The following is a 21,991-nucleotide window of genomic DNA, read 5'->3' as shown; positions in this document are numbered from 1 at the left end:
CGGCTACTCCTTCTTCAGCGCGCGCAGCGCACCCAGGCTCTCGGCCATGGTCGGCAGCGACACGCTCACGGCGCTGGCCTGCGCCTGCTTCAGCAGCGTCAGCACGCCCTGCACGCGGCGCGAGCGGGTGTCGAAATAGCGGCCGATCATCGCCTGGGCGGCGGCCAGGTCGTTGCGGAAGACCGGCTCGTTGCGCGACAGCAACGCCAGCCGGGCGTTCAGCAGCCGCAGCTTGACGTTCTCGCGCAGGAACCAGCCCTGGTCGCCCGACAGCAGCAGTGCGTTGGCGTCTTCCACCTTGCGCACGCGGATCACCTGGCCCAGTTCGGCCAGCACGTAGTCCCAGGTGCGGGTCAGCACGTTGCCGCCGCTGGCCGATCCGGCCGCGGCCGGCGCCGAGGCCCCCTTGGCGCCGGGGCCCACCGCGCGGTCGGTCTCGCCCGGCACGCGGTCCAGCATGCGCTCGCCGGACAGCAGCGGCAGCGCGTCGATCTGGTTGATCGATTCGTCGAGCTTGATCGCGGCGCCGGTCAGGTCCGTGTCGGGCACGGCCTTCATGCGCGCGATGTCGCGGGCCAGCGCGCGGCGCAACTGGTTGTACTGCGGCTTGTCCGCGCGCGCCAGCCGGGCGTCGGCGCTCTGCAGCGCGGCCAGCGCCACCTGGACGTTGCCGGTCAGCTGGAGCTGCTGGCCGGCATTGGTCAGCAACTGCTGGATCTCGGCGATTTCCCAGTCGTCGCGGTTGCGCATCAGGTCCTGGTAGACCTGTTCCAGCGCCGCCTGCTTGTCGCGGGCTTCCACCACCTGGCCGTCCAGCGCGCCAACCTTGGCCTGCAGTTCCTTGACGATGTCCTGCGCGTTCCTGGACAGCACGCGCGTTTCCTGCACCAGCGCGTCGTTGCTCTGCTGGCGGCGCGCCAGCTCTTCGGTCAGGTGCTCCACGCGCATCTGCAGCCAGAAGAAGCCGCCGGCAATGGCCAGCAGCAACACGGCAGCGATGACCCACCAGGCCGCCATGTTGCGGCGGGCGGCCGATCCGGCCGCGTGGGACGTGTGGGTAGCGCCGGCGGCACCGGACGGCGCGGCATGGCTCGACGAGGGGGACGTGGTGTCTGGCGTCACGCGTTCGACCTTCGTTGTCGTGGGTCCGGGGGACCCTGTTGGTTCTTTATCGGTTGGGGCGGATGCCGGCGCGGCGGCCGGTTCGGGCTGCGGCACGGGCACCGGCACCGGATCGGCCATCGCCACAGGCGCCGCTGGGCCCGCATGCGCGTTGCCCCACTGCGTGCACGTGGCCAGCAGGCCGGCATCGCCGGGCGCGGCGGGCAGTACGTGCGCAAAGCCCAGCGCCTGGGCCTGCGCGGCAATTCTCGCATGCGGCGCAATGCACTGCATCTGCTTCAGACGCTCGTGTTCCTGCGGCGACAGGTGCAGCCGCGCCAGCGCGTCGAGGTTGCGTACCGCTTCGGAACTGGTCAGCAGCCACGCATACGGCGGCGCGCCGGGCCGCAGGCTGTCGCGCACGGCCTGCCATTGCATCGTGGTGGGCTCGGGCAGCGTCCGGCTGTAGGCTTCCACGGCCTCGACCGTGGCGCCCGACTCGCGCAGCCGGTCGCCCAGCCAGTCGCGCCCGCCGTTGCCGCGGATGATCAGAACCTGCCGGCCGGAAAACGCGCCGGGCGCGGTGTCGAGCTGGGACCAGAGCGCCTCGGAGTCGAAACGCGGGGTATCGGCGGCCGGGTCGGTGCCGTCCTGCGCGCCGGCCGGGGCGATCACGCGATGGGTAGGCGGCGCGATGCCGCGCTCGGCCAGCGCCGCCACGCTCGACGGCCCGACCACGGCCACCGGCACGCCGGCGGGCCACTGGGCGGCGCCGGCCGTGTTCTGGACCTGGGCCAGCGCATCGAGCGCGAACGACACCGCGTTGGGGCTGACGAAGACGACCAGAGCATAGGTATCGAGCCGGGCCAGCGCCGCGCGCAGCGGCGCGTCGTCGGCGGCCGGGCCGATGGCCAGCAGCGGAAAACCAAGCACGTCGAGGCCCGCGTTGTGCAGGGCCTCGGTCAGTTGCCGGGACTGCCCGGCGGGTCGCGTGACTACGACGGTCGGGCGGGGCATCGGGCGATCCTCAGGCGGGTCCGGCGGTCGACAGGGCGGCCAGTACCGCGTCGGCACCCTGCCCCAGCAGGTCGCCGGCCACGGCGGCGCCGAGCTGCTCGGCGGCCTGGACCGAATCCACCGGCGCGGTGGCGTGGGCCCGCACGTTGCGGCTGCCGTCGGGCAGCGCGACGAATGCATCCAGTTGCAGTGTCGTGCCGTGCCAGCGCGCATGCGCGGCCAGCGGCACCTGGCAGGACCCGCCCAGCCGGCGCGACACGGCGCGCTCGGCCGAGACGGCCAGCAGCGTCGGCACATCGTTGAGCGGCGCCAGCCACTGGGCCACCTCGGGCCGGTCGGCGCGGATCTCGATGCCCAGCGCGCCCTGTCCGGCGGCCGGCAGCGAGCTTTCCGGCTCGATCAGCGCGCGGATGCGTTCGCCCAGCCCCAGCCGCTTCAGGCCGGCCGCGGCCAGGATGATCGCGCCGTATTCGCCACGGTCCAGCTTACCCAGCCGGGTGTCCAGGTTGCCGCGCAGCGGCTTGATGACCAGATGCGGATAACGGCTGCGCAGGGCGGCCTCGCGGCGCAGGCTCGACGTGCCGACCACGGTGCCGGGCGGCATCTCGTCGAGCGAGGCAAACTGGGCGGACACCAGCGCATCGCGCGGGTCCTCGCGCTCCATGACGGCGGTCAGCGCAAAGCCCTCGGGCAGCTCCATCGGCACGTCCTTGAGCGAATGGACGGCCAGGTCCGCGCGCCCTTCCGCCATGGCCACTTCCAGTTCCTTCACGAACAGCCCCTTGCCGCCTACCTTGGACAGGGTCCTGTCGAGAATCTGATCACCCCTTGTCGTCATGCCGAGAATGGACACATCGCACTGGGGATAGTATTGTTGCAACGCAGCACGGACATGTTCGGCCTGCCACATCGCCAGCCGGCTTTCGCGCGACGCGATGACGAGCTTTTGTGGCAGGCTGCGTGACGTAGCAGCGGACGAAGACGACGGGTGGGCGGGTGCTTGCATGCGCGCATGTTAGCACGCACCCCCTCGCAAAACCGCCACAATGGCCGGCCCGAAAGTGACTTTCCGGACGGTTGTTGATGCCGGTTGGCCCGGGGCACCTGTCCGGGGTTCGATACATATATAAGACGTACCGAGAAGAGGAGATAGTGAATGACGCAGCCTGCTGCGCGCCCCACCGGCCGTACCCGTTCCACCAGCCGCAAGCCCACCTCGCCCGCATCGCCCGCCTCGGGCCAGCATGACGCGCCGGGCGCCGCCCCGGACGCCACCCCCCGCAAAACCCCGTCCCGCAACGCCGCCCCGCGCGCCAAGCCCACGCTGTCCGTGGTGACCGCCGAAGGCAACACCGTCGCCCCGGCCCGCCGCACCGCCGACAAGGACGTGCCGCTGCGCGAGGACATCCGCTTTCTGGGCCGCCTGCTGGGCGACTGCGTGCGCGAGCAGGAAGGCGATGCCGCGTTCGACCTCGTGGAAACCATCCGCCAGACGGCCGTGCGCTTCCGCCGCGAGAACGACCGCGCCGCGGGCGCCGAGCTGGACCGCCTGCTCAAGCGGCTGTCGCGCGACCAGACCAATTCCGTGGTGCGGGCGTTCAGCTACTTCTCGCACCTGGCCAACATCGCCGAGGACCAGCACCACAACCGACGCCGCCGCGTGCACGCGCTGGCCGGATCGCCGCCGCAGCCGGGCAGCCTGGCCCGCGCGCTGGAAGCCATCGACGCGGCCGGCGTGACCGGCAAGCAGGTGCGGGACTTCCTCAACGACGCGCTGATCATGCCGGTGCTAACCGCGCACCCCACCGAGGTGCAGCGCAAGTCGATCCTGGACGCCGAGCGCGAGATTGCCCGCCTGCTGGCCGAGCGAGACCTGCCGATGACGGCCCGCGAGCGCGACCACAACACCGCACAGCTGCGCGCCCGCGTGACCACGCTCTGGCAGACCCGCATGCTGCGCAACACGCGCCTGATGGTGGTCGACGAGATCGAGAACGCGCTGTCCTACTACCGCACGACGTTCCTGCAGGGCATTCCCCGGCTGATGGCCGACCTGGAGGAGGACCTGGCCCAGGTGTTCCCGCGCCGCAGCAAGGCCGGCGCCGTGCCCGAGCCGCTGGCGCCGTTCCTGCAGATGGGCTCCTGGATCGGCGGCGACCGCGACGGCAATCCGAATGTGACGGCCGAGACGCTCCAGCACGCGGCCCAGCAGCAGTCGTCGCTGATCATGCAGTGGTATCTGGACGAAGTGCACGCGCTGGGGGCGGAACTGCCGCTGTCGTCGCTGATGGTCGATGCCAGCGCCGAGCTGCTGGCGCTGGCCGATGCCTCGCCCGACCACTCCGACCATCGCGCCGACGAGCCGTACCGCCGCGCGCTGATCGGCATCTATGCGCGGCTGGCCGCCACCACCGAGCGCCTGACCGGCCACGTGGCCCCGCGCCATCCGGTGGCCGACGTGGCGCCGTACGACAACGCCGAGGCGTTCGCGGCCGACATCCGCATCGTGCTCGATTCGCTGCGCCAGCATCACGGCGAGGCGCTGGCCCGGGGCCGGATCGACGCGCTGGTGCGCGCGATTGCGATCTTCGGCTTCCACCTGGCGTCGGTGGACATGCGCCAGGTGTCGGACGTGCACGAGGCCGTCATCGCCGAACTGTTCAAGGCGGCCGGCATCGCGCCCGACTACGCGGCGCTGCCCGAGCCCCGCAAGCTGGAACTGCTGCTGGCCGAACTGCGCCAGCCGCGCCTGCTGATGCTGCCGTGGCACGACTATTCCGAGCAGACGCGCAAGGAGCTGGCCATCTTCGCCATGGCGCGCGACCTGCGCGCCCGCTACGGCAACCGCGTGGCGCGCAACTACATCATTTCGCATACCGAGACGCTGTCCGACCTCGTGGAAGTGATGCTGCTGCAGAAGGAAACCGGGCTGCTGCGCGGCACGCTGGGCAGCAAGACCGATCCGGCCCGCATGGAGCTGATGGTCATCCCGCTGTTCGAAACGATCGAGGATCTGCGCAACGCGGCCGGCATCATGGAGTCGCTGCTGGACCTGCCCGGCTTCGACGCGGTGATCCGCCACCACGGCGTGGAGCAGGAAGTGATGCTCGGCTACTCGGACTCGAACAAGGACGGCGGCTTCCTGACGTCGAACTGGGAGCTGTACAAGGCCGAACTGGCGCTGGTGAAGCTGTTCGAGGCGCGCCGCGTGAAGCTGCGGCTGTTCCACGGCCGCGGCGGCACCGTGGGGCGCGGCGGCGGCCCGACCTACGAGGCCATCCTGTCGCAGCCGCCGGGCACTGTGAACGGCCAGATCCGGCTGACCGAGCAGGGCGAGATCATCAATAGCAAGTTCGCCAATGCGGAGATCGGCCGGCGCAACCTGGAAACGGTGATCGCGGCCACGCTGGAGGCGTCGCTGCTGCCCACGCAGAACGCGCCGGCCGGGCTGGCCACGTTCGAGGGCATCATGCAGCAGTTGTCGGACCGGGCCTTCCGCGCCTACCGCCACCTGGTCTACGAGACGCCCGGCTTCAAGGACTACTTCTTCGCCACCACGCCGATCACCGAGATTGCCGACCTGAACCTGGGCTCGCGCCCGGCCTCGCGCAAGCTGATGGACAAGAAGCACCGCAAGATCGAGGACCTGCGCGCCATTCCGTGGGGCTTCTCGTGGGGCCAGTGCCGGCTGCTGCTGCCGGGCTGGTACGGCTTCGGCAGCGCGGTCAAGGCGCTGCTGGACGAGGCGCCGGACGAGAAATCGCGCAAGGCATGCGTGGCCACGTTGAAGCGCATGGTCAAGACGTGGCCGTTCTTCCGCACGCTGATGTCGAACATGGACATGGTGCTGGCCAAGACCGACCTGGCCGTGGCGTCGCGCTACGCGGCGCTGTGTGACGACGCCGCGCTGCGCAAGACCGTGTTCTCGCGCATCAGCGCCGAATGGCACCTGACCTGCGACATGCTGAGCCTGATCACGGGCCGCACCGAGCGCCTGGCCGAGAACCCGCTGCTGGCGCGGTCGATCAAGAACCGCTTTGCCTACCTGGACCCGCTGAACCACCTGCAGGTGGAACTGCTCAAGCGCTACCGCGCCGGCAAGGACGCCGACGACGTCCGCGTGCGACGCGGGATTCACTTGACGATCAACGGCGTGGCGGCGGGGTTGCGCAACAGCGGGTGAATCGTCGCTGATGCGTGCCGTAGCCGGCGGTTTTCTCCTCTCGCCCGCGCAGCGGGAGAGGGGAGCCAGCCGCCAGCGTTTGTCCCCCTCCCAGGCGATATAATCGCCGTTTCCGATTTTCCGCCCTGCCCCTGCCATGACCTCCCAACTTGCCAAGAAAGGCGAAGCCTGGTCCGCCCGCTTCTCCGAACCGATGTCCGACCTCGTCAAGCGCTACACCGCGTCGGTGTTCTTCGACAAGCGCCTGGCGCTGTTCGACATCCAGGGCTCGCTGGCCCACGCGGCCATGCTGGCCAGGCAGGGCATCATCGCCGAGGCCGACCGCGCCGAGATCGAGCGCGGCATGACGCAGATCCGGGGCGAGATCGAGGCCGGCCAGTTCGAGTGGAAGCTCGACCTGGAGGACGTCCACCTGAACATCGAGGCCCGCCTGACCGCGCTGGTCGGCGACGCCGGCAAGCGGCTGCACACTGGCCGGTCGCGCAACGACCAGGTGGCCACCGACATCCGCCTGTGGCTGCGCAGCGAGATCGACAACATCATCGGCCTGCTGGGCGACCTGCGCGGCGCGCTGCTGGACCTGGCCGAGAAGAACGCCGACACGATCCTGCCCGGCTTCACCCACCTGCAGGTGGCCCAGCCCGTCACGTTCGGCCACCACCTGCTGGCCTACGTCGAAATGTTCACACGCGACGCCGAGCGCATGGCCGACTGCCGCCGCCGCGTGAACCGCCTGCCGCTGGGCGCCGCCGCGCTGGCCGGCACCAGCTATCCGATCGACCGCGAGTTCGTGGCGCAGCAGCTCGGCTTTGACGGCGTGTGCCGCAATTCGCTGGACGCCGTGTCGGATCGTGATTTCGCCATCGAGTTCGTCGCGGCGGCGTCGCTGGTGATGACGCACGTCTCGCGCTTCTCCGAGGAACTGGTGATCTGGATGAGCCCGCGCGTCGGCTTCATCGACATCGCCGACCGCTTCTGCACGGGCAGCTCGATCATGCCGCAGAAGAAGAACCCGGACGTGCCCGAGCTGGCGCGCGGCAAGACCGGCCGCGTGTTCGGCCACCTGAGCGGCCTGCTGGTGCTGATGAAGGGCCAGCCGCTGGCGTACAACAAGGACAACCAGGAAGACAAGGAACCGCTGTTCGACACCGTGGATACGATCGTCGACACGCTGCGGATCTTTGCCGACATGGTGCCCGGCATCAGCGTCAAGCCCGACGCGATGCGCGCCGCCGCGTTGCAGGGCTACGCCACGGCGACCGACCTGGCCGACTACCTGGTCAAGCGCGGCCTGCCGTTCCGCGATGCCCACGAGGCCGTGGCCCATGCCGTGCGCGCCTGCGACGACCGCCGCTGCGACCTGGCAGACCTCTCCGTCGACGAACTGCGCCAGGCGTCCGGCCTGGGCGACAAGGCGTCGCTGATCGGTGACGACGTGCACGCCGTGCTGACGCTGGAAGGCTCGGTGGCCGCGCGCAACCACATCGGCGGCACCGCGCCGGACCAGGTGCGCGCTGCCATTGCCGCGGCCCGCGCCACGCTGGCCGGCTGACCGCCGCGCCACGCCCTGGCGGGGCGGCGCATCCGCCGCCCCGCGTCCCCCCGGCTGACGCCACCTTTCCCCCCTGCTTTCCCGCTGCTGTCCCGCTCGTTTCCCGCTCGTTTCCCGCCTACCTTACGCGGACCTTACGCCGGTCTGAAAGCCGCTCGCCACGCCACGCGCGCCCTGTCCCGCCGATGCAAAAAAGTGACGCACTGGGGATTCACCCTAGCGTCGCCCCGCGCCGAAACCCGTAGACTGACGCGCCACCTTTTTGTATCTCCACCTGGGACGATCACATGTCTTTCCTCATGAAAATCTCGCGGCTTATCGACGCCGTGAACGATTTCATCGGGCAGTGGGCGAAATGGCTGATCCTGCTGGCCGTGCTGATCTGCGCCGGGAACGCCATCATCCGCTACGCTTTCAGCATCAGCTCCAATGCCTGGCTCGAATTGCAGTGGTACCTCTTTGCGGGGGTGTTCCTGCTGGGGGCGCCGTACACGCTGCGGCGCGACGAGCATGTGCGCATCGACGTGGTGGCCGGCCACCTGTCCGAGCGCAAGCAGGTCTGGATCGACATCTTCGGCATCCTGTTCTTCCTGCTGCCGATCTGCTCGATCATCCTCTGGCTGTCGATCCCGTACTTCTGGCTGTCGTACGCCGGCCACGAGATGTCGGGCAACGCGGGCGGGCTGATCCGCTGGCCAGCCAAGTTCCTGATCGTGGCGGGCTTCTTCCTGATCATCCTGCAGGGCCTGTCCGAGCTGATCAAGCGCGTGGCCTACCTGAAGGGCCTGCTGCCGTTCTCGGCGTTCCGCAAGCACGCCACCGACCCGGCCGAGGAGATTGCCGCCATCGCGCAGGCCAACTCGCTGCCGCCGACACCAAAACAATAAGGGACGCGCCATGATGTCATTTGTCGCCGCGAACATGGCGCCGATCATGTTCGCCAGCCTGGTGGTATTCCTGCTGTCGGGCTTCCCGATCGCGTTTGCGCTGGCCGCCAACGGGCTGCTGTTCGCCTTCATCGGGATCGAGCTGGGCATGCTGCCGCCCGAGCTGCTGCAGGCGCTGCCCAGCCGCCTGTTCGGCATCATCGAGAACGACACGCTGCTGGCCATTCCGTTCTTCACGTTCATGGGACTGGTGCTGGAACGCTCCGGCATGGCCGAGGACCTGCTGGACACGATCGGCCAGCTCTTCGGCCCGATCCGGGGCGGCCTGGCCTACGCCGTGATCTTCGTCGGCGCGCTGCTGGCGGCCACGACCGGCGTGGTGGCCGCGTCGGTGATCTCGATGGGCCTGATCTCGCTGCCGCTGATGCTGAAGTACAAGTACGACAAGCGGCTGGCGTCGGGCGTGATCGCGGCGTCGGGCACGCTGGCGCAGATCATCCCGCCGTCGCTGGTGCTGATCGTGCTGGCCGACCAGCTTGGCCGCTCGGTCGGCGACATGTACAAGGGCGCCTTCGTGCCCGGCCTGGTGCTGACCGGCCTGTACATGCTCTACGTGCTGCTGGTGACGCTGATCCGCCCGAACGCCGCGCCCGCGCTGCCCCTGGAGGCGCGCACGTTCCGCGAGCCCGGCGGGCAGACCGGCAGCCGGTCGGTGCTGGTGCTGACCGTGCTGTCGGTGGCCGTGGCGGTTGCCGTGGACAAGCTCTACAAGCCGGAGGCCCCGCTGGACGAGCGCCTGGTCATCAGCGTCGGCGCCGGCATCACGTTCGCCTTCCTGGTGGCCGTGATCAACAAGGGCCTGAAGCTGAACCTGCTGTCGCACATGGCCGAGAAGGTCACCTTTGTGCTGATTCCGCCGCTCGCGCTGATCTTCCTGGTGCTGGGCACGATCTTCATCGGCGTGGCCACGCCCACCGAAGGCGGCGGCATGGGCGCGCTGGGCGCGCTGGTCCTGGCGCTGATCAAGGGCCGGTTGAACCTGAGTCTGACCAAGCAGGCGATGGAATCGACGCTGAAGCTGTCGGCGTTCGTGATCTTCATCCTGATTGGCGCGCGCGTGTTCTCGCTGACGTTCTACGGCGTGGACGGCCATATCTGGGTGGAGCACCTGCTGACCGCGCTGCCCGGCGGCCAGCTCGGCTTCCTGATCGCCGTCAACGTGCTGTTCTTCCTGCTGGCGTTCTTCCTGGACTTCTTCGAGCTGGCGTTCATCCTGGTGCCGCTGGTGGGCCCGGTGGCTGACAAGCTCGGCATCGACCTGATCTGGTTCGGCGTGCTGCTGGCCGTGAACATGCAGACGTCGTTCATGCACCCGCCGTTCGGCTTCTCGCTGTTCTACCTTCGCTCGGTGGCGCCGCGCGAAGTGAAGACCACCGACATCTACTGGGGCGCGGTGCCGTTCGTCGTGATCCAGCTTGTCATGGTGGGCCTGATCATCGCCTTCCCGGGCATCGTCAGCACCGGCACCGGCCCGAAGCAGGACCGCAGCATCACGCGCGATCTCAGCATCGACCTGCAGCAGTCCGCGCCGACCCCCGCCGCGCCGTCCGGGCCCGCGCCCGAGGCGCCGTCGCTGGGTGGTGGCGCCGAAGGCAAGAGCCAGCCCGAGCTGCCTTCGGCCCCGCAGGAAAGCGAGCCGGCCGCGCCGCAGTTCCAGTTCGAGAAGTCGAAGTAACCCGCCAGCCAGAACAAAAAACCCCCGCGCCGCGAGGCCGGGGGTTTTTTCTTTGTCCGCCCAGAACTGGCGAAACCGCTACGTCACTGCTTCACGCAATCGACGAAGTACGCCTTCTGGCCGTCGACCTCGTCTTCCACCAGGCCGTGGATGTCGGTCTCGAAGCCCGGGAACAGCTTGTTGAACTCGCGGGCGAACTTCAGGTACTGGACGATCGTCCGGTTGAAGCGCTCGCCCGGGATCAGCAGCGGGATGCCCGGCGGGTACGGCGTCAGCAGGATGGCCGTGACGCGGCCTTCCAGCTCGTCCACGGGCACGCGCTCGATCTCGCGGTGCGCCATCATCGCCCAGGCGTCCGACGGCTTCATCGCCGGTTCCATGTCCGACAGGTACATCTCGGTGGTCACGCGGGCCACGTCGTTGGCCTTGTAGACGCTGTGGATCGCGTCGCACAGGTCGCGCAGGCCCATCCGCTCGTACTGCGGGTACTTGCCGACGAACTCGGGCAGCACGCGCCAGAGCGGCTGGTTCTGGTCGTAGTCGTCCTTGAACTGCTGCAGCTCCGTGACCAGCGAGTTCCAGCGGCCCTTGGTGATGCCGATCGTGAACATGATGAAGAACGAGTACAAACCCGTCTTCTCGATGATGATGCCGTGCTCGGCCAGGTACTTGGTGACGATGGCCGCCGGGATGCCGCGCTCGCTGAACTCGCCGTCCACGTCCAGCCCCGGGGTGATGATCGTGGCCTTGATCGGGTCCAGCAGGTTGAAGCCGTCGGCCAGGTCGCCAAAGCCGTGCCAGCGCTCGTTGGCCTTGAGCAGCCAGTCGTCGCGCTCGGCCATGCCTTCCTCGGACAGCGAGTCCGGGCCCCAGACCTTGAACCACCAGTCGCCGTTGTTGACCACGTCGTAGTCGGCCTCGACCTTGCGCACGGCACGGCGGAAGTCCAGCGCCTCGGCAATGCTTTCCTCGACCAGCGCGGTGCCGCCCGGCGCTTCCATCATCGCCGCGGCCACGTCGCACGAGGCGATGATCGAGTACTGCGGGCTGGTCGACGTATGCATCAGGTACGCCTCGTTGAAGCGGTACCGGTCCAGCTTGCGCGACTCGGAATCCTGCACCAGGATCTGGGACGCCTGCGACAGCCCGGCCAGCAGCTTGTGCGTGGACTGCGTGGCAAACACCAGCGCGTCCTTGCTGCGCGGCCGGTCGCGGCCAATCGCGTGCATGTTGCGGTAGAAGTCGTGGAACGCCGCGTGCGGCAGCCAGGCTTCGTCGAAATGGAGCGTGTCGATCTCGGACGCCAGCATCTCCTTGATCTGCTCGGCGTTGTACAGCACGCCGTCGTACGTGCCCTGCGTGATCGTCAGGATGCGCGGCTTCTGGTTCTTGGCCTTGCTGGCGAACGGGTGGTTGGCGATCTTGCGGCGGATGGTCTCCGGGTCGAACTCGCTCTTCGGGATCGGGCCGATGATGCCGTAGTGGTTGCGCGTCGGCATCAGGAACACCGGGATCGCCCCGGTCATCATGATCGCGTGCAGGATCGACTTGTGGCAGTTGCGGTCCACCACCACGATGTCACCCGGCGCCACGTTGGCGTGCCAGACCATCTTGTTCGACGTCGACGTGCCGTTGGTCACGAAGAACATGTGGTCGGAATTGAAGATCCGGGCCGCATTGCGCTCGGACGCCGCCACCGGGCCGGTATGGTCCAGCAGCTGGCCCAGTTCCTCCACGGCGTTGCAGACGTCGGCGCGCAGCATGTTCTCGCCGAAGAACTGGTGGAACACCTGGCCTACCGGGCTCTTCAGGAACGCCACGCCGCCCGAGTGGCCCGGGCAGTGCCACGAGTATGAGCTGTCCTGCGCGTAGTCGATCAGCGCCTTGAAGAACGGCGGGGCCAGCGTGTCCAGGTAGACCTTGGCCTCGCGGATGATGTGGCGCGCCACGAATTCGGGGGTGTCCTCGAACATGTGGATGAAGCCGTGCAGCTCGCGCAGGATGTCGTTCGGAATGTGACGCGAAGTGCGCGTCTCGCCGTACAGGAAGATCGGCAGGTCGGTGTTGCGGCGGCGCACCTCGTTGACGAACGCGCGCAGCTTCTCGATCGCGGCGGCCTCGGGCTGGTCGTCGGCGCGGACGAACTCGTCGTCGTCGATCGACACGATGAACGTGGATGCCCGGCTGGCTTGCTGCGCGAACGACGTCAGGTCGCCATAGCTGGTCAGGCCCATCACTTCCATGCCCTCGCGCTCGATGGCCTCGGCCAGCGCGCGGATGCCCGAGCCGGAAATGTTCTCGGAGCGGAAGTCTTCATCGATGATGATGACGGGGAAGCGGAATTTCATCGGGCAATCCTTGATGAGGTGCTTGTAAAGACTTGAGCCACATGGCCCGCGGCCTTGCTGTGCGGCGGCGGCATGTGGCTCTTGGGTCAGGTCCGGCGCCGGGCCGGTTCATGGCCGGCGGCGCCCCCGGCGGGGTCGGGCCGCCGGCATTCTAGTCCGGGAAGATGACAGGCCGTCAGGTCTTGGGCAGCGTCACCCCGTGCTGGCCCTGGTACTTGCCGCCCCGGTCGCGGTACGACGTCTCGCAGACCTCGTCGGACTCGAAGAACAGCACCTGCGCGCAGCCCTCGCCCGCGTAGATCTTGGCCGGCAGCGGCGTGGTGTTCGAGAACTCCAGCGTCACGTAGCCTTCCCACTCGGGTTCGAACGGCGTCACGTTGACGATGATGCCGCAGCGCGCGTAGGTGCTCTTGCCCAGGCAGATCGTCAGCACGCTGCGCGGGATGCGGAAGTACTCCATCGTCCGGGCCAGCGCGAACGAGTTCGGCGGGATGATGCAGACGTCGCCCTTGAAGTCGACGAACGACTTCTCGTCGAAGTTCTTCGGATCGACGATCGTGCTGTTGATGTTCGTGAAGATCTTGAATTCGTCGGCGCACCGGATGTCGTAGCCGTAGCTTGAGGTGCCGTAGGAAACGATCTTGCGCCCCGCCGACTCCCGTACCTGGCCGGGCTCGAACGGTTCGATCATGCCGTGCTGCTCCGCCATGCGGCGGATCCACTTGTCGGATTTGATGCTCATATAGACGTGGCAGGGTGGACGGGCGGCGGGCCGGCCCAGCCGGGCGCCGCACGCGAATTGGGGCGCATTGTACAACCATATGGCCCGTCTCCCCCGCGGGGCGGCCCCCTCCCCCGCGCGGCGGGAGAAGGGTCGCGCGGCATGCCCGGCTACGAGGCGGCGATGACCCCGCACGCGATCCGCCCGCCCGCGTTGCCCGTGGGCTGGGTGCGGTAGTCGTCCGGGTCCTTGTGGACGATCACGGCCTTGCCGATCACGCTGTTCGGGCCGGGGCCCACCGTCACGTCGGACATCATGAACTGGGCGCGGGCGTTGCCGGCCGAATCGGCGGTCAGGTTGTTCATGTCGCCGGCGTGGTGGTCGGCCATCGACATCTGGCCATGCGGCTTGCCGCCCGGGTTGAAGTGGCCGCCGGCGCTCATGGCGTCCGGCGCCGAGCAGTCGCCCTTCTCGTGGATATGGAAGCCGTGCGTGGTGCCCGGCGGCAGGCCGGTCACGGCCACCACGACCATCACCCCGCCTTGCTGCTGGTCAAACGTGACACGGCCCGACGTGTTCGTGCCGCTCTTGGGCGTCAGCGGCGCCGCGGCGCGCGTGGCACCCGGCGCGGCGGCGGCGGCCGTGGTGGCCATCGGCGCGGCGGACGGGCTCTTGCCCGGCTGCGAGCATCCCGCTGCCAGCACGGCGGCGGCGCCCATGGTCAATCCGAAAAGTACCCGTTTCATGCGTTCCTCCTCTTCTTGCTTGTGAGCGCGATCGATGCGCGTGGTTGCGACGCCCTGCCGGGTGGATTGTAGGACAGCCGCCCGGCACGACAATGTCGGACGGCGTCCCATTTTGGCCCGGCCGGCCCGGTGCTCAGGTGTTCTGGACGACGATGCTCGGAAACTTGTTGCTCATGTCGCGCGCCTTGTCGGCCACCTTGATCGCCACCTTGCGGGCCATCTCGCGGTAGATGGCGGCAATCTGGCCGTCGGGGTCGGCCACCACGGTCGGGCGGCCCGAATCGGCCTGCTCGCGGATCGACAGGTTCAGCGGCAGGCTGCCCAGCACGTCCACGTCGTAGTCCTTGCTCATTTTTTCAGCACCGCCGGTGCCGAAGATGTGCTCGGTGTGGCCGCAGTTCGGGCAGCAGTAGACGGCCATGTTCTCGACGATGCCCAGGATGGGGATGCCCACCTTTTCGAACATCTTCAGGCCCTTGCGGGCGTCCAGCAGCGCGATGTCCTGCGGGGTGGTCACGATCACGGCGCCCGTGACCGGCACCTTCTGGGACAGCGTGAGCTGGATGTCGCCGGTGCCCGGCGGCATGTCGACGATCAGGTAGTCCAGGTCGTTCCAGTTGGTCTGGCGCAGCAGTTGTTCCAGCGCCGACGTCACCATCGGGCCGCGCCACACCATCGGGTTGTCCTGCTCGATCAGGAAGCCGATCGAGTTGGCCTGCAGGCCGTGGCCCTGCAGCGGCATCATGGTCTGGCCGTCGGTCGATTCCGGGCGGCCGGAGATGCCCAGCATCATCGGCAGGCTCGGGCCGTAGATGTCGGCGTCGAGCATGCCCACGCGGGCGCCCTCGGCGGCCAGCGCCAGCGCCAGGTTCACCGCCGTGGTGGACTTGCCCACCCCGCCCTTGCCGGACGCCACGGCAATCACGTTGCGCACGCCGGGCAGCAGCTTCACGCCGCGCTGCACCGCGTGGGCCACGATCTTCATCGACACCGTCACGTTGACGGCCGCCACGCCGTCGAGCTTGCGCACGGCGTCGGTGACCAGCCCGCGGATCAGGTCGAACTGGCTCTTGCCCGGGTAGCCCAGCTCCACTTCCAGTGACACGTTGCCGCCGTCGACCCGCACGTTGCGCGCGGCGCGGGTGGAGACGAGGTCCTTGCCCGTGTTGGGATCGATGACGGTACGCAGGGCTTCGGTTACCTGTTCAATGGTGGCAGTCAAGACGGACTCCGCTCTGTATTGGAATAGTGGGGATTCAATGGGTACGGCAGGCGCGCCATGCCGGCTCGCCGGGACAGCGGCCAAGGTAGCAGGTCCGGCCGCCGTGCGGGGCATCGCCCCGTTTTAACCTTGGCTTAAGTGGGGGATTACAGACATTTACATCTCTCACATTCTCAGGCTTGTGCCTGGCACGCCATGTGCCTATTGTAGTGCCGCCAGCCTGACCGCAAGGCCGCCCGACGTGTCGGCGCGGCCCGGGTCTTGAGCGTTTTCATACGCAATGTTGAATCTTGTCGCGGGATGGCCGCCGATGCGCGGCCCGCGTTACCATGCGGCAGGCCGTTGGCAAAAATTTCACGGGAAACTCAGAAGGAGAAAGCATGAACTTCAAGCTCGTCACCGTTTCGATCGTCGCGGCGGCCGCCCTTGCGGGTTGCGCCACGGAGCAGCAGACCAACACCGCGGTGGGTACCGGCGTTGGCGCGGCGGTCGGCGCAGGGCTGGGCAACCTGATCGGCGGCAACACCACCGGCACGCTGGTGGGCGCGGCCGTGGGCGGTGCGCTGGGCGGCGCCACCGGGTACAACTGGAACGCCATCCGCGGCAAGCTGAACAAGGACACGGCCGGCACGGGCACGCAGATCACCGAGCAGCCGGACGGGTCGCTGAAGGTCAACATCCCGAGCCAGGTGACCTTCGATACGGACAGCGCCACGATCAAGCCGTCGTTCCGCAGCGTGCTGGACCAGGTGTCGCAGACGCTGAGCCAGCACCAGGACGTGGCGGCCAACGTCGTCGGCCATACCGACAGCACCGGCAACCCGAGCTACAACATGCAGCTTTCGCAACGTCGCGCCCAGAGCGTGGCGTCGTACCTGGGTGACCACGGCGTCTCGCGCAACCGCCTGACCGCCGAAGGCCGGGGCCAGACGCAGCCCGTGGCCGACAACGGCACCGAGGCCGGCCGGGCCCAGAATCGCCGTGTCGAAATTTTCTTGAAACCAATTTCGGGGTGACCAGTCATAGAGTTCAGGTACCGCTTGCCACCGTTGCTGGCTCGCGATGGGTGGCTGACCTCCCGGGCGGTACCTGATTTCTCCTCCTTTTCCGTTGTGGAAAGCTGCGCCGGTGACTAACCGGCGCTTTTTTTTGGCCGTTCGCCGCCGAATCGGCCAGTTCTGGCCCGATTCCCGCCCCTGGCGGCCCGATTGTGCCGCCCCGGCCGCCATCCCGAGCAAGCCGGCGTCGCAGTTGCTAAAATAGCCGGTTCCTTCGTCCGGCAGCCGCCGGGCGCGCACCGATCCCCACTGAACGGCCACTTCATGACCGCACGCCGCATCCTTGTTACCTCCGCCCTGCCGTACGCCAACGGCCAGATCCACATCGGCCACCTGGTGGAATACATCCAGACCGACATCTGGGTGCGCTTCCAGCGCATGATGGGCAACGAGGTCTACTACGTCGGCGCCGACGATACCCACGGCACCCCGGTCATGCTGCGCGCGGAAAAGGAAGGCATCACGCCCAAACAGCTCATCGACCGCGTCTGGACCGAGCACAAGCGCGATTTCGACAGCTTCCTGGTGTCGTTCGACAACTACCACAGCACCGACGCCGACGAGAACCGCGAACTCTGCGAGAAGATCTACCTGGCGTTGAAGGACCAGGACCTGATTGCCGAGCGCGAGGTCGAGCAGTTCTTCGACCCGGTCAAGAACATGTTCCTGCCGGACCGCTTCATCAAGGGCGAATGCCCGAAGTGCGGCGCGAAGGACCAATACGGCGACTCATGTGAAGTTTGCGGCACAACCTACGTGCCGACCGACCTGAAGAACCCGTACTCGGTGGTGTCCGGCGCCACGCCGGTGCGCAAGTCGTCGACCCACTTTTTCTTCAAGCTGTCCGATCCGCGCTGCGAGTCGTTCCTGCGCGAATGGGTGGCCGACCTGGCGCAGCCCGAGGCCAGCAACAAGATGCAGGAGTGGCTGGGCGCCGAGGGCGAGGCATCGACGCTGTCCGACTGGGACATCTCGCGCGACGCCCCCTACTTCGGCTTCGAGATCCCGGGCGCCCCGGGCAAGTATTTCTACGTCTGGCTCGACGCCCCGATCGGCTACTACGCCAGCTTCAAGAACCTGGCGGCCCGGCGCGGCATCGACTTCGACGCCTGGGTGGGCCCGCACTCCACGGCCGAGCAGTACCACTTCATCGGCAAGGACATCCTGTACTTCCACACGCTGTTCTGGCCCGCGATGCTGAAGTTCTCGGGCTACCGCACGCCGACCAACGTCTTTGCGCACGGCTTCCTGACCGTGGATGGCGCCAAGATGAGCAAGTCGCGCGGCACGTTCATCACGGCCCAGAGCTACATCGACACCGGCATGAACCCGGAATGGCTGCGTTACTACTTCGCCGCCAAGCTCAACGCGAGCATGGAAGACCTGGACCTGAACCTGGACGACTTTGTCGCGCGCGTGAACAGCGACCTGATCGGCAAGTACGTGAACATCGCCAGCCGGGCGGCCGGTTTCCTGGTCAAGCGCTTCGACGGCAAGGTCGACGAGGCCGCGCTGGCCAACCCGCTGCTGGAACAGCTGCGCCAGGCCGCGCCGCAGGTGGCCGCGTACTACGAGGGCCGCGAGTACAGCAAGGCGCTGCGCCTGGTGATGGAGCTGACCGACGCCGTCAACGCGTTTGTCGACACCAACAAGCCGTGGGAACTGGCCAAGGACGAGACCAAGCGCGACGCGCTGCACGCCGCCTGCTCGGTCTCGCTGGAAGCGTTCCGCCTGCTGACGGTGTTCCTGAAGCCCGTGGTGCCCACCGTGGCCGCCGGCGTGGAGGCGTTCCTGAACGTCGAGCCGCTCGACTGGCGCGCCATCGACCGCCAACTGTCGGCCGACCGTCCGATCCAGCCCTACCAGCACCTGATGACCCGCGTCGACGCCAAGCAGATCGAGGCGCTGCTGGCCGCCAACAAGGAATCGCTGCAGGCCGCCAACCCGGCCGGCGTCCCGGACGCCGCCGGCGCGGCCATCGAACCGATCGCCGACACGATCACGATCGACGACTTCGCCAGGATCGACCTGCGCGTGGCCAAGATCGTCGCCTGCCAGAAGGTGGAAGGATCGAACAAGCTGCTGCAGTTGACGCTGGACGTGGGCGAAGGCAAGACGCGCAACGTGTTCTCGGGCATCCAGTCGGCCTACACGCCCGAGCAGCTGGTGGGCAAGCTGACCGTGGTGGTGGCCAACCTGGCGCCGCGCAAGATGAAGTTCGGCATGTCCGAAGGCATGGTCCTGGCCGCCTCCGCCGCCGACGAGAAGGCCAACCCGGGCCTGTACATCCTGGAACCGCACAGCGGTGCGGTGCCGGGGATGCGGATCCGCTGACGCCCTTCGTTGTGACTGCCGCCAGTGGCCGAGACCGGCCACTGGCCATGCATAGCCTGAACCGCGCGTCCGGGAATCTGCCCGGACCATTCGCCAGCGCTCGTACCGGGCGCGTCTCCCCTCCCGTTCGTCCCAATCCCGAAGCCTGCACAAGCCTGCCGCCATCAACAGATCGGTGATTCGTCACGCAGGGGCGTTCAGATTCGTAAAGCGGCTATTCACTAGCGCGTGCGCAGTTTCTAGCGTGGATCCGGCATACACCTCCGTATGCCGCATACGCCAAGGAGTTCAGCATGCCAAAAGTGATTCACCGCTGGTTGGATGCCTGTGTGCTTGCCCGGGTCATCTCAATCGCAGTCGCATTGTTCATGCCCTTGTTACTACCCAGTCCTGCGCAAGCCCAGGTTGGGCCCAATGACAAGGTCTGCTTCTACGAGCACGCAGGGTTCCGCGGCGCGCAATTCTGCGTGGGACCGGGCAAGCTCCACGATGTACTCCCCCCGTGGATCGACCGGAAGATTTCCTCGGTTCGGGTGCCGCGCGGCTTGAAAGCCTTGCTGTTCACCGAACAACTTGGCGATGGCCGAGGGTTAGGCACAGACCGCGACCTTGACTACCCGGTTCTGGCCCGCATCGGCATGAATGACTTGACCCGATCGCTCCAGGTTTCCCGGCTGCAGCCAGACTGCACCAAGAATTGCCTGATCCTTCTTGAGAACGCCTATGACCTGCAAACCCAGTTCGAGAAATACTGGACCCAATCCAAGGCCGGACATGTGAGTCTGGCATTCGAACTGCGCCGCAACCACCCATTCACAGTCCAGACGTTTGGCATGAGCGTCAGGTTTGATGGCTCCAGCGCCACCATCGAGACCATGCCATCGCTCCCACGCTCCGTGACCCGCCTGAGCACCATCCAGGTCGCGCCATCTGCCGCATACGGGGTCGTCGCCTTCGCCACGGATGGACGAAACTTCATCTCGACACAGGTCTTCCTGACAGACAAGAACCGACGGTATCTGAATGCCACGCCGATCATTACCAGATCGCTGCAAATGGGGGCCAATTCGACATTGGCCATTCACAACACCGTGGTACCAGGACGTTCGCTGGGCACGCTATCGCTGACCGCCGCCTCGTTCGCTGTCGAGGACCAGCCCGCCAGCCGGCGCGTCCGCAGAGGCACCCATTGCTGGAACAACCCCGTACTGGCTGTCATCAACTTCTTTTCCGGAAACTGTTCGACGCCCAGTGCCGATAGTTTCTACGCTGACGACCGGGATAAACCCGAGAATAACCTGACACTCATCGCCGGGGAAAAAGCAAACGAATCAGCCGCATTTCCTGCCGTTCATGAAAATGCCGGCACTACCGCGCTGCTCGATGAAATTATCGGCATCGGGCAGAACCCCATGGCGATTCACGCGGCTGCGCGCGTCTGCGACAAGTCGCTGGCTGCGGTCATCCGATCGCGCGAGCGTCGTGGCGTTGATGACCACGTCGATTGCGGTTTCCAGACGGCGGCCATTATCACGCTTTACCAGGCAGCTTTCAGCGAATACTGGAACCTGCAGGATTTCACGACCATTATCGATAACATCCGCCGTACAGGCCGCGCTGGTTATCCCACCAACGACGAGCGCAGCGCACAGCGCCTGGCATCGGCCGTCATGGCCCGCGTCACCGAGTTAGACCAGATCACGCAAAGCTTCCACGAAGCCAACGTTCTGTATCAATACTCGACGTATGGCTCGATGGATTTCGAGAACATCACCGCCCAGTACGCTGCGGCGCGTGCCGCCATGCCGCCAGGGCCTGGCCCAAGTACCCGCTTTGCAAACGTCACGCAGGCCGCATCGGCTGCCTTGGGCCGGTACACGCTCGACATGCGCGACTATCGCCCGCCCGCCTCTCGACCGCCGCGCCTATGGTCGAATGGCCAGTGGGTCGAAACGCAAGACGCATTCTCCGCGGAAATTCTCGTCAGCACTGATACCCAACGACTGGGGGAAATCAGCACAGCCCTTGCGCAATGGGAAACCGACTACCGGGCCGCCGCGGCTGCCGCAAGCACCGGCGGAGACAGCAGCTATGCGCGACTGCTGCAAATGGGCGTGTCCCTGAGCCGTAGCTTGCAGCAGCGTATGGCGATCGGACCCCGTCCCAACATCGTCGTCGTAGCCGTATCGTTCCGCGGCCAGGTCGTGGCGGTACTGCGCGGCTATTTTTTCGGTGACGGGACCAGCGCTGATATCGGGTCTGCCGTGAGCATGCCGTCGAATGTCCAGTTGCCGTACCGTGAGGGTGCGCTGCGTGGCGCCGGTGGATTCGCGCTTGCGGCCTTCCTGGACTACGCCCGGCAGCGTGGCGTACGCATCGTCAATACCAATGTGGCAACCGCGCCATCCGCGGAGATTGCCCGCGTTGGATTCCGCTTCTCCGATGAACTCTAGGCGGGACCTGAAGATGCGCGGACGCCTGGACTGACTAGCCGCCGCCCATCTTCGATGGATCGTCGCTCCGCGACGTCGTGCCGACCGTGCCATCAGGGTTGAAATGAACGTTGAAAAACGCACGGTCGGTCGGGGTTTCCATCCAGCGGTAGCCCCAGACCTCTTCCTGCTTCAGCCGGAACGCCTCCACCTTGGTCGGCTTGCCCAGCAGGCGGCGAATCTGGTCTTTGGTCATCCCGGGCCGCACCCTGGCGAAGTTCGCGGCCGTCAGCGCCTGTTCGATGGCGCGCACGGTGCCGTCGGGGTTGGTCGTGACCATCCACGTCGACGTGCCTTCGGGCCCGCGCGGGTATTCGAGCCGGCGGCCGCCGTCCGGCTCTTCCCAGACGATCTCGGGCTTGCCGGCCTGGCGCCGCACGTCGTCCTCGGTCGATTTGCCGATCTCGATGCCCTTGAACAACTGGCTGTCCGGCTTGACGCTGTTCCACGTGTCGGTGGCCACGTCGCGCGCCTTCTTCATCGCTTCGTCCACCTTCTGCTGGTCGCACCCGAACAGGGCGAGCAGGCTGGCTATCAGTCCCATGGCGGCTAGGCGTCTGCGCGACGCGCGGTAGAAAGGTTTCATCGCAGGCTT

Annotated in this window: 14 protein-coding genes; 7 read left to right on the top strand and 7 right to left on the bottom strand. The window is 67.0% G+C overall.

Going from position 1 to position 21,991, the window contains the following annotated elements:
- Nucleotides 1-3: 3 nt before the first annotated feature.
- Together hemDX and hemC are read right to left on the bottom strand one after the other, a co-directional pair.
- Nucleotides 4-2,118 carry a fused uroporphyrinogen-III synthase HemD/membrane protein HemX gene (gene hemDX / locus EHF44_RS09125; protein ID WP_124683454.1) on the bottom strand — a complete coding sequence of 705 codons (2,115 nt, stop codon included), beginning with the start codon at nucleotides 2,116-2,118 and terminating at the stop codon, nucleotides 4-6.
- Nucleotides 2,119-2,128: 10 nt separating this feature from the next.
- Nucleotides 2,129-3,124 (bottom strand): hydroxymethylbilane synthase, encoded by a 996-nt coding sequence (gene hemC / locus EHF44_RS09120; RefSeq protein ID WP_124683453.1) that lies wholly within the window; start codon nucleotides 3,122-3,124, stop codon nucleotides 2,129-2,131.
- A 150-nt stretch (nucleotides 3,125-3,274) separates the two neighbouring features.
- Between hemC and ppc the strand changes: the two genes are divergently transcribed.
- From ppc to EHF44_RS09100, 4 genes are all read left to right on the top strand, one after another.
- Nucleotides 3,275-6,301 (top strand): phosphoenolpyruvate carboxylase, encoded by a 3,027-nt coding sequence (gene ppc, locus EHF44_RS09115; protein ID WP_124683452.1) that lies wholly within the window; start codon nucleotides 3,275-3,277, stop codon nucleotides 6,299-6,301.
- Nucleotides 6,302-6,437: 136 nt separating this feature from the next.
- The gene (argH, locus tag EHF44_RS09110) at nucleotides 6,438-7,853 is read left to right on the top strand and encodes an argininosuccinate lyase (protein WP_124683451.1); all 1,416 of its coding nucleotides are present in this window, start codon (nucleotides 6,438-6,440) and stop codon (nucleotides 7,851-7,853) included.
- 287 nt (nucleotides 7,854-8,140) lie between these two features.
- A complete protein-coding gene (locus EHF44_RS09105; RefSeq protein WP_124683450.1) occupies nucleotides 8,141-8,740 on the top strand; it encodes a TRAP transporter small permease subunit in 600 nt (199 codons plus the stop codon).
- A 10-nt stretch (nucleotides 8,741-8,750) separates the two neighbouring features.
- Complete coding sequence (locus EHF44_RS09100; RefSeq protein ID WP_124683449.1) at nucleotides 8,751-10,475, top strand: TRAP transporter large permease; 1,725 nt, start codon at nucleotides 8,751-8,753, stop codon at nucleotides 10,473-10,475.
- Between the two features lie 83 nt (nucleotides 10,476-10,558).
- Here EHF44_RS09100 and EHF44_RS09095 read toward each other — a convergent pair whose 3' ends face one another.
- The 4 genes from EHF44_RS09095 to apbC form a co-directional block, all read right to left on the bottom strand.
- Nucleotides 10,559-12,823, bottom strand: a complete 2,265-nt coding sequence (locus EHF44_RS09095) for an arginine/lysine/ornithine decarboxylase (RefSeq protein ID WP_124683448.1) — start codon at nucleotides 12,821-12,823, stop codon at nucleotides 10,559-10,561.
- A gap of 175 nt (nucleotides 12,824-12,998) precedes the next feature.
- Nucleotides 12,999-13,565 (bottom strand): dCTP deaminase, encoded by a 567-nt coding sequence (gene dcd, locus EHF44_RS09090; protein ID WP_124683447.1) that lies wholly within the window; start codon nucleotides 13,563-13,565, stop codon nucleotides 12,999-13,001.
- Nucleotides 13,566-13,714: 149 nt separating this feature from the next.
- Nucleotides 13,715-14,290, bottom strand: coding sequence for a superoxide dismutase family protein (locus tag EHF44_RS09085; RefSeq protein ID WP_124683446.1), 576 nt, complete (start codon nucleotides 14,288-14,290; stop codon nucleotides 13,715-13,717).
- A gap of 133 nt (nucleotides 14,291-14,423) precedes the next feature.
- Nucleotides 14,424-15,512, bottom strand: a complete 1,089-nt coding sequence (gene apbC, locus EHF44_RS09080) for an iron-sulfur cluster carrier protein ApbC (protein ID WP_124683445.1) — start codon at nucleotides 15,510-15,512, stop codon at nucleotides 14,424-14,426.
- A gap of 380 nt (nucleotides 15,513-15,892) precedes the next feature.
- Here apbC and EHF44_RS09075 point away from each other — a divergent pair, with 380 nt between their 5' ends.
- From EHF44_RS09075 to EHF44_RS09065, 3 genes are all read left to right on the top strand, one after another.
- Nucleotides 15,893-16,528 (top strand): OmpA family protein, encoded by a 636-nt coding sequence (locus EHF44_RS09075; protein WP_124683444.1) that lies wholly within the window; start codon nucleotides 15,893-15,895, stop codon nucleotides 16,526-16,528.
- Between the two features lie 306 nt (nucleotides 16,529-16,834).
- The gene (metG, locus tag EHF44_RS09070; protein WP_124683443.1) at nucleotides 16,835-18,904 is read left to right on the top strand and encodes a methionine--tRNA ligase; all 2,070 of its coding nucleotides are present in this window, start codon (nucleotides 16,835-16,837) and stop codon (nucleotides 18,902-18,904) included.
- Between the two features lie 293 nt (nucleotides 18,905-19,197).
- Entirely contained in the window at nucleotides 19,198-21,357 is a 2,160-nt protein-coding gene (locus EHF44_RS09065) for a hypothetical protein (protein ID WP_124683442.1), read from the top strand.
- A gap of 34 nt (nucleotides 21,358-21,391) precedes the next feature.
- On the opposite strand, the gene bamE is transcribed toward EHF44_RS09065, so the two are convergent.
- Nucleotides 21,392-21,940 (bottom strand): outer membrane protein assembly factor BamE domain-containing protein, encoded by a 549-nt coding sequence (gene bamE / locus EHF44_RS09060; RefSeq protein WP_124683441.1) that lies wholly within the window; start codon nucleotides 21,938-21,940, stop codon nucleotides 21,392-21,394.
- Between the last annotated feature and the right edge of the window lie 51 nt (nucleotides 21,941-21,991).

It is taken from the genome of Cupriavidus pauculus (assembly GCF_003854935.1).
Lineage (GTDB): Bacteria > Pseudomonadota > Gammaproteobacteria > Burkholderiales > Burkholderiaceae > Cupriavidus > Cupriavidus pauculus_C.
Note: the sequence above shows the minus strand (reverse complement) of the source record. Positions and strands in the feature narration are given on the sequence as shown.